Consider the following 6,000-nt stretch of genomic DNA (forward strand, 5'->3'; position numbering starts at 1 on the left):
CAGGAGGATAGTCTTTCTTGATCACTCCTGTTTAGCAGGGAACCTTTTTACTGACCATCTCAATCAACAGTCTGGAAACGAAAGATAATGTTTTCGCCTCATTGTAGACAAGGTAGAAATAGCGCTCATCTTCAAACCCGATTAGTTCGTGAATATGAAGGTTATTCGCTAAAGCGTACTCTTTAGCAGCAATTTCGGAAATAATCGCAATTCCAATTCCTTGCTTCACGAATTCAATTAATGTTTGGCTGCTGTCTGTATGGGCAACAATGTTCAACTGCTCTTCTTTAATCTTTTTCCTTTTTAAAAACTTCTCTAAAATTGCTTTCGTTCCTGAATCAGACTTCCTCATTATAAATGGATACTGGACAATATTTTCAATCGATAAGCGGGCATCCAAATGATATTCATCAGATGAAATGACGACCAGCTTTTCCTTTTGGAGAGGAAGATAATGAAGGCGTTCATCCTCGTATTTTTCACCGAGAAACCCCACATCTACTTTTCCGCTCGTCACATTTTCCGCAACGATTTTCGAAGGGAATTCGCTTATTAAAAATGTTACATTCGGATATTCTTTCCGAAATTTTTTAATCATTTTTGGCACTAAAAATTGTCCTGGGACCGAGCTAACACCAATGTGGATTTTTCCTCTTAAATCAGTGACACTTTCCTTAATATCGTAAAGAGCCTGATCCTTTAGTTCAAGCAATCTTAATGCCCATTGATACAAACGTTCCCCGTATGGAGTGACAATCGTATCTCTGCCGACCCGATCGAAGAGCCTGACATTTAACATTTTTTCCAATGATTGTATATGAGAGCTGACGGTGGATTGGCTTAAGTATACTGCTTCAGCAGCTTTTGAAAAGCTTTTATGCTCCACGACCTTTGTGAAGACGAATAGTTGATGTAATTCCATTTTAAAACTCTCCAATCAAACATATTTATCAAAACGATTCATTTATATGGGAATTATCGATAACTTGAATTTATATAAGTTTATCACTTTTTTATAATGAAAGAGGGCTGTAAATATTAAGAGATTATGACAAGTGTGTGCTCTTTTTTATTATTAGTATGCGCTTTCATGTTAGGAGGTAGCTAAGTGACAGCCAGAATAGAGCCGGATCATACGTATGACGCAGGTCCAACAGGCTGCGGCGAACTGATTATGAATCTATTTTTAACGATGAAAAAAATGAGAAATGGGCAAGTCATTAAAGTTATTTCATATGATCCAGGTGCTAGAGAGGATATTCCAGCTTGGTGCAGGCTGCAGAATCATCTTCTATTGAAACGGGAAGATGAAGGAAAAGTAAGCCAATATTACATTCAAAAAAAATGAGTCATAGATAAAAATGGAGGTATGGACATGTCAGGAAAATTTCTAGTAAGTATTACACACGCAAATAATGATGGTGATAAAGCTACAGTTGGGTTTGTCGTAGCTAATGCTGCTGTGGCATCAGGGCAGGAAACAGTTGTGTTTTTAAATGTTGAGGGCGCATATTTGGCTGCCAGGGGATACGCTGAGGATATTAATGAGGAAGGATTTGCACCGTTAAAAGAGTTAATGAATCAATTTGTTGAAGCAGGTGGAACGCTTTGGGTATGCAGCCCTTGCTATAAAAAACGCGGATTAGAGGAAGAGGATTTGATTGAAGGGGCAACCATTGTCGGAGGGGCGAAATTAGTAGAGTTCCTCAGTCAGGGAGCAGCATCTATCACTTATTAATCGTATAGTCAACTAAAGAAGAGATAGAGGGTGAGGTAAGTGTATGATCCTCATGCAGTTTGTGATGGAGGGGATTTGGATTGCGGTTCAGGCCTTCTCCTCATTATAAAAAAGGCGATCGACCCAATAACCTCAGGCGAGATATTGGAGGTCAGAAGCAGGGAAAGAACAGTTGCTGAAGATTTGCCTGCCTGGTGTCGGATGGTAGAACACGATTTCCTTGGCTCAGAGCCAGGCGAGGGCACGACCCGTTATTTTATCCGTAAAGGTCAGTCACAGTCCGATTTAAAACAAGATTTAGCTGCAGCAAAGGGTTATCAATGGAGTGTACGTACGCAAAGCGGGAGAGATTTAACGGCAAAGGTGCATTCTCGAAATCACACCTTTGTGGCAGGGCAGCCTGCTGACTTTAGTGCAAAGGTGGACGCTCCTAGCGCAATCGATTACTTACTTGCATCGCTAGCAAGCTGTTTGGTTGTTGGTTTTAAGGCGCTCGCTTCAAAGAGAAACGTGGAAATTGACGATGCTGAGCTAACATTAAAAGGAAGCTTGGACAATATTTTATATCATATGGAAATCGAGAATGAGGGCAGTCCGAAAATCAGCAAAATTTTGGGAACTTTTTATGTTTCATCTCCACATGAAGAAGAGCAAGTCGAAGAAATTTGGCGTGATACATTAAAAAGGTCACCGATTTACCAAACGTTAATAGAAACAGTTCAAATTGACATTAAGCTTTCCGTCGTTTTCTAGGCAAATGATCAATAAGTAACTTCAATGAAGGATGAGTTCGAAATGAGTAATCGCAAATTTTTAACAAGTATGATTGGGAGCTGGCCAAGAACGAAAGAAGTTCAAAGAGCAATGCGTGATAAAAAAGTAGGCCGAATAACAGAGGAGCAATTTCAGGAAATTGCTGACAAGGCGATTTTGCAAATTGTGAAATGGCAGGAAGAAGCGGGACTTGATTATGTATCAGATGGTGAACAAAGGAGAGATAATTACATTTCCTTTGTGGCTGAGCATTTGCATAATGTCCGCATGCTTTCAGTTGCTGAGCTTTTGGATTATGTGGAAGATAAGGCTAGCTTTGAAGAAATTCTCGGAACATTGGATGTGCCTGCCTATTCAATGACAAATCCAGCTGCTACAGGAAAAATAAAGCGCAGGAAACCGTTAGCTTTAAATGATTATTTATTTCTTAAGAAGCACACAGACAAATCCATAAAGGTGACCTTGCCAGGACCGTATCTTTTAACACGCTCAATGTGGGTCGAAGGATTATCGAAGGATTCCTATCCTACAAAGGAAGATTTGGCGGTAGATATCATTAAAGTGCTACGGGAAGAACTAGAAGACTTAATTCAAGCAGGAGCTGATTTTGTTCAATTTGATGAACCGGTTTTAACAGAGGTTGTTTTTACGAAGAAAAATGCAAACCGTACTTTTATGTGCGGCGCGCTAACAGCCAAAGCTGATGCAAAAGAAGAGATCGCCTTTGCATTGGATTTAATGAATCAAGTGGTTGAAGGGATGACGGAGCGCGGAACAAAGATAGGGGTTCATGTTTGCCGCGGAAATTGGAGTACAGAAGAAGATGTCCTTCTTAGAGGACCCTATGATCCGTTAGTTCCTTATTTAGCAAATGTCAAGGTCAATCAGCTTGTTCTGGAATACTCTACTCCACGCGCTGGAGAAATAGATATTATAAAGGAATTTGCTGGAAAAGAATTGGGCTTCGGAGTGATCAATCCAAGAACGGATGAAATTGAGACGGTGGAAAAAGTGGTGCGCCGTGTTCAGGAAGTTCGCGAAATCATAGGTGATGAATTAATCTTTTTGAACCCTGATTGTGGCTTCGGGACTTTTGCCCAACGTCCGATGAATAGTGATGAGGTTGCCTTCGAAAAATTAAAAACGATGGCAGAAGCTGCAAGAGTTTTGCGAGAAATGGTCTAGGAGGAGAAAGAATGACGCAGATGTTACAAGTAAAAGTCGATGGATTTGGTTCAGGCATGCGATTAGATGCAACTGCCGGAAAGCATGAAATTGCTGTCGATGAACCGGCTTCAATGGGTGGCAATGACTCTGCTGCTGATCCATTATCAACTTTTTTAGCAGCTTTACTTGCTTGCGAAAATGTGATGGCACAAATCATCGCCAAAGAAATGAGTTTTGATTTGCAAAAGATTTCATTTGATGTAGAAGGAAGTATTGATATTAGTGGATTGATGGGAGATTTAGAAGTCGATCCAAAGTTTCAGGAAGTAACGGTTAAAGCAATCTTACAGACGAGTGAAACGCAAGCGAGGATCAATGAATTGCAAGAAATGGTGGACTTACGCTGCCCTTTATTTAGAACAATCAAGGATGCAGGTGTACCAATACGCAACATCTGGACGAAAGCATAGAAAAACGCTGCCCCTGTGGTGAAAACCAATAGGGGCTTATTTTTATTTAATGAGAATAAGCTCCACTGTTAAACCTTTCTCATGCAGCTTTTTTGAAAATTTGTAGGAAACATGTTGAAAATAATGATTGTCGTTTATCTTCATCTGATTGCCATCAGCAAATACAAATTCATATTCAGAAATATCCCCATTTTCGCTTCGATAGTGTATGATTTGCGTGACTTCATCCCAAGAATACGTTTCTTTTTTTAAAGTGAATAGAGGGCTATACGAAATGGTGCTAGCTGCAAGAGTCTGATAGTATTGAGAGCCGATATAAAAGATGCAAAAAGCTAGGATTAAACACAAAATACTGATGGCGATGGATAGTTTACGAATATTAAATAAAAAGAGTATTGAAGAAGCTAAACAAATAAATCCATAGCCAATAGCAAAAATGGTGAAATTTTCATCTGGTACCGCTACGAAAAAAACATCGTCCTTATTATGGACAATGTCTGCAATGGTCTGTGGAAGGAAAAAATAAAAAATCGGTGCAAATATAGCAATAACAAGAGCAATTGCTAAAAAAATATGCTTCGTTTCATAATTTTTTTCCATGCATAATATTCCCTTTCAAAAAACTTAGTCATATTATGTTTAAAACTTGAAGGGTTCTCTGTATATTGAATCAAATATTTTCCAAGTTGTACAGATCAATTGTAAAAATTATTCAATTTTTTTAAATCGATTTCTTTAAATAGAAATAAGTAGTATGATAGTTTTACATCAGGAAGTATACTAAATATGGGGTGTGGGAATGAAGTCATATCGAATCACATGGTTTGCCGTTGTTGAAGAGGGTTCTGTGTTGGAAGGCCGAAGCTTAGTCACTGCGGATTCACAAGAAAAAGCTATTGCAGATTTGGTTGCTAAAAAGTCAGTTGAGTATCGCCTCAAGCCCTATATGATCAATATCCAATCGATCATAGAAATGTAACCATCTACATAACAGTTAGAGTGAGAAGAGTCAAAAATGATAGATAGCAGTTGCCCTTCAGGCTGACAGTGTTTCTAAAATGAAGCACTGTTTTTTTGTCTTTTTTAAATCGACTTTGTTAAACAATATTTGGTCCATTTTATGTGAGTGCTTGATTTTACAGGAGATGGACTGCATAGCAACATCGCTATAAAATATCCACAGAGGAAATGCTAATATAACAGTCGTCCACAAAGTTATTAACATTATCCACAGATTTTGGCTCAATATTAGCCCATTTTACTAACATTTTTTATTTAAATTGAAATCTGTAATATTCAACTCTATCCACATTATTAACAACCTGTGGATAATATTTATGCACAATTGGTTCGCAGCCTAAGTGCATGCTCTCTTATACCATTAGAAACTATCGATTAAAAAGAATGTCTTGAATAACTTCTGAAGCTAGCACAAGATGCGAAAATCTAACAAATATCAAGTTCCAGTAAAAAACGATTGTTTTCTGAAACAGTCATTTATTCTATTTTCGGCCGAATAGTTGTTGTATTATGCCTTAGCTTCTCGGTTTCTTGCTAGATTGTTCGAATGCGTCCTCTATTCGGCCAAAGCACGCGGATACCCGATCTTGAAAGTCCGAATGCGTCCTCTATTCGGCCAAAGCGCGCGGATACCCGATCTTGAAAGTCCGAATGCGTCCTCTATTCGGCCAAAGCGCGCGGATACCCGATCTTGAAAGTCCGGATGCGTCCTCTATTCGGCCAAAGCGCGCGGATACCCGATCTTGAAAGTCCGGATGCGTCCTCTATTCGGCCAAAGCACGCGGATACCCGATCTTGAAAGTCCGAATGCGTCCTCTATTCGGCCAAAGC

The 6,000-nt window shown here is 39.2% G+C and carries 8 protein-coding genes; 6 read left to right on the forward strand and 2 right to left on the reverse strand.

Features of this window, described 5'->3' with window-relative positions; genetic code table 11:
* Window positions 1-31 precede the first annotated feature (31 nt).
* Window positions 32-922, reverse strand: coding sequence for a selenium metabolism-associated LysR family transcriptional regulator (locus FCJ93_RS22260; protein ID WP_137744749.1), 891 nt, complete (start codon window positions 920-922; stop codon window positions 32-34).
* A gap of 186 nt (window positions 923-1,108) precedes the next feature.
* Between FCJ93_RS22260 and FCJ93_RS22265 the strand changes: the two genes are divergently transcribed.
* The 5 genes from FCJ93_RS22265 to FCJ93_RS22285 are packed head-to-tail and all read left to right on the forward strand — an operon-like array spanning window position 1,109 to window position 4,149.
* Window positions 1,109-1,348, forward strand: a complete 240-nt coding sequence (locus FCJ93_RS22265) for a sulfurtransferase TusA family protein (RefSeq protein ID WP_095314130.1) — start codon at window positions 1,109-1,111, stop codon at window positions 1,346-1,348.
* Between the two features lie 27 nt (window positions 1,349-1,375).
* The gene (locus FCJ93_RS22270) at window positions 1,376-1,738 is read left to right on the forward strand and encodes a DsrE family protein (RefSeq protein ID WP_095314127.1); all 363 of its coding nucleotides are present in this window, start codon (window positions 1,376-1,378) and stop codon (window positions 1,736-1,738) included.
* A gap of 39 nt (window positions 1,739-1,777) precedes the next feature.
* Window positions 1,778-2,491 (forward strand): sulfurtransferase TusA family protein, encoded by a 714-nt coding sequence (locus tag FCJ93_RS22275; protein WP_095314125.1) that lies wholly within the window; start codon window positions 1,778-1,780, stop codon window positions 2,489-2,491.
* A gap of 42 nt (window positions 2,492-2,533) precedes the next feature.
* Window positions 2,534-3,697, forward strand: a complete 1,164-nt coding sequence (locus tag FCJ93_RS22280) for a cobalamin-independent methionine synthase II family protein (RefSeq protein ID WP_137744750.1) — start codon at window positions 2,534-2,536, stop codon at window positions 3,695-3,697.
* Window positions 3,698-3,708: 11 nt separating this feature from the next.
* On the forward strand, window positions 3,709-4,149 hold the full coding sequence (locus FCJ93_RS22285) for an OsmC family protein (protein ID WP_095314121.1): 441 nt from the start codon (window positions 3,709-3,711) through the stop codon (window positions 4,147-4,149).
* Between the two features lie 42 nt (window positions 4,150-4,191).
* Here FCJ93_RS22285 and FCJ93_RS22290 read toward each other — a convergent pair whose 3' ends face one another.
* On the reverse strand, window positions 4,192-4,749 hold the full coding sequence (locus tag FCJ93_RS22290) for a hypothetical protein (RefSeq protein ID WP_095314119.1): 558 nt from the start codon (window positions 4,747-4,749) through the stop codon (window positions 4,192-4,194).
* A gap of 199 nt (window positions 4,750-4,948) precedes the next feature.
* Here FCJ93_RS22290 and FCJ93_RS22295 point away from each other — a divergent pair, with 199 nt between their 5' ends.
* Window positions 4,949-5,128: a hypothetical protein gene (locus FCJ93_RS22295; RefSeq protein ID WP_095314117.1), complete on the forward strand. Its 180-nt coding sequence runs from the start codon at window positions 4,949-4,951 to the stop codon at window positions 5,126-5,128.
* The last annotated feature ends 872 nt before the right edge of the window (window positions 5,129-6,000 follow it).

Source organism: Robertmurraya siralis, assembly GCF_005502275.1.
GTDB lineage: Bacteria > Bacillota > Bacilli > Bacillales > Cytobacillaceae > Robertmurraya > Robertmurraya siralis.